Source organism: Enterobacter cloacae complex sp. I1M (assembly GCF_014982425.1).
GTDB classification, from domain to species: Bacteria; Pseudomonadota; Gammaproteobacteria; order Enterobacterales; family Enterobacteriaceae; genus Enterobacter; species Enterobacter intestinihominis.
Genome location: NZ_JADCLG010000068.1, coordinates 1 through 1,826, shown reverse-complemented (window position 1 = coordinate 1,826; position 1,826 = coordinate 1). Strand labels below are relative to the sequence as shown.

Sequence of the window (1,826 nt, the reverse complement as noted above, 5' to 3'; positions counted from 1 at the left end):
CTTTAAAGGGGAGTTTAACAACTTACTAAATCGTTTGGATTACTTAGCCAAGCTTGATACTAAGATATTTGGCGATGGAGATCGGAACTTCGGTTGTAGTCGAGGGTGATTATTTTTTTACGGCAATGGCCTTTCTTATGAATGGAAAGGCCTGATTTTTCAGTGTTCAATATGTAATCATCAGGAAATGATTACTTTTAATGCTCTCCAGCCATAACGATTTTTGGTTTTATCGAGTTCAACAACACGTACAACGTGTACTTTTTGGCCATCCATTCCCGCAGGCACGAGATCTTTTGGAACAAAAGTATCACCCACAAAAGCAAAACCTTTTTCTGTCACACGTAGTATATCTTCTATTTCACCGGCGTCTGTAAGAGGCTGCGCTTGAGCCGGCGCGACGGCAACAACTGACTGATCCTCTTCAGCAATTGTCAGTTGAACGTAATCACCAGGTGACAGTGGTAAGTTATCAGACCAAAGTTTCATTCTGACTGACAGACTTTGATTTCTGCTCACCCAAGCATGGAAACCACGATTACCAGCATGGATATTCTGAACTAAAGCCAGCTTCTGGACGCGTTCACCAAAAAGATAATCAGCCGCATTCTGAGAACGCTGCAGTATAAATGAGGTAAGTAGCTCAGTATTTACCTGGTGATTATACCAGGGTTGGTTGAGTAGTTGTTCAAGATCAGTTTTTATCTGCCAACCGTTATGCAAATAACAATTAACAGCCCTATGCACACAGATTGATGCTTCGTTATGAAGACCTTCAGCTGCTAACAGTACAGCGAATCCCTTTAGAGTCGGAAGCGCCAGAGCATCATCGTGGGCACAACTCAAAGCTTTAGCAAACAAGGTAATAGCAGCTTGAGGATCTTTCTGGCGGTAAGTGGTCGCTAGTGCCCCCCACGCCCAGGCTTCATTCTGTTTTTTACGCAGCACTGCCAGTATTCGTTTTCGCGCCTCTTCGTAGCGTTTTGCAACAATAAGGCATCGCGCTTCGTCATAATCAAGCCAGATTAATTGTTGGGTATCTTTAACTTCATGGCGCGTTAGTGTCAGCAAAGTGATCAGGTCATCCACAGATAGATGACGCAATGTAGTCTGGCTACTCCAGGTTTTCGCAAGCTTGCGGGTAAATTTCAGCATCAAGCTAGGAGATTCGCCTTTCTCCGTAATAAACGGCTGTTTGTCTTCCGGACTGAATAGGGTTTTCGCATGTTTGGCCAGTAGCAGCATCAATTTGGGGAAGTGCTCCAAATTAGCCTGAAAGATAAGTAGCAGGCTGCGATACTCGAAACCACTGTCCGGTAAATCAAGCCAGATTATCCAGTCCAATAAAAAGTCGATTCGTTCGGCTTCTTGTCGCGTAGGTGTAAACTCACTTTTCCCTGCTGCGGCTCGCGCTTTAATAGTATCCCGTACTTCTTTTAAATATGCATAACACACCCAGAAGAAAGCCCCTTTAAGAAAACTATCACTTGGGTCTTGCTGCACTGTTGTACAACCTAGTTCCCAGGCCGCATCCAGTTCACCACTTTTTCTCAAACGGTTGATTTGTTGGAAAACTTGCTCAGCCATCGATGAAATCCACCTTAAATTGTGCACTTACAGCTTTAGAGTCAGCTTGGATCAGATAAATATTACTGATAACGCCTTTTCGAGAAATACTGCTCACAGAAGGTATACTAATATCCAGTTTTATTTTGCCTGTGGAATGCTCTGCAATAGCGAAAACCTTGTATGGTTTCTCATCGATGTCAATTATTCGCCATCCCTTTTTGGAAACTAGGGTATCGATAAAATGCATAGCTATACGG

At 43.4% G+C, this 1,826-nt stretch carries 3 protein-coding genes; 1 reads left to right on the top strand and 2 read right to left on the bottom strand.

Features of this window, described 5'->3' with window-relative positions:
- Positions 1 to 109, top strand: a 109-nt coding sequence (locus tag INF86_RS22235; protein ID WP_193543947.1) for an inovirus-type Gp2 protein, incomplete at its 5' end; no start/stop codon positions are given.
- A 71-nt stretch (positions 110 to 180) separates the two neighbouring features.
- Here INF86_RS22235 and INF86_RS22230 read toward each other — a convergent pair.
- A complete protein-coding gene (locus tag INF86_RS22230) occupies positions 181 to 1,587 on the bottom strand; it encodes a tetratricopeptide repeat protein (RefSeq protein ID WP_193543946.1) in 1,407 nt (468 codons plus the stop codon).
- A partial coding sequence (locus INF86_RS22565; RefSeq protein ID WP_227414854.1) for a hypothetical protein occupies positions 1,580 to 1,826 on the bottom strand: 247 nt, incomplete at its 5' end. The genes INF86_RS22230 and INF86_RS22565, both read right to left, overlap by 8 nt.

Bases quoted from the DNA above. Each gene is read 5' to 3' on its own strand.
- INF86_RS22230 (WP_193543946.1), bottom strand. From the start codon at position 1,587: ATGGCTGAGCAAGTTTTCCAACAAATCAACCGTTTGAGAAAAAGTGGT.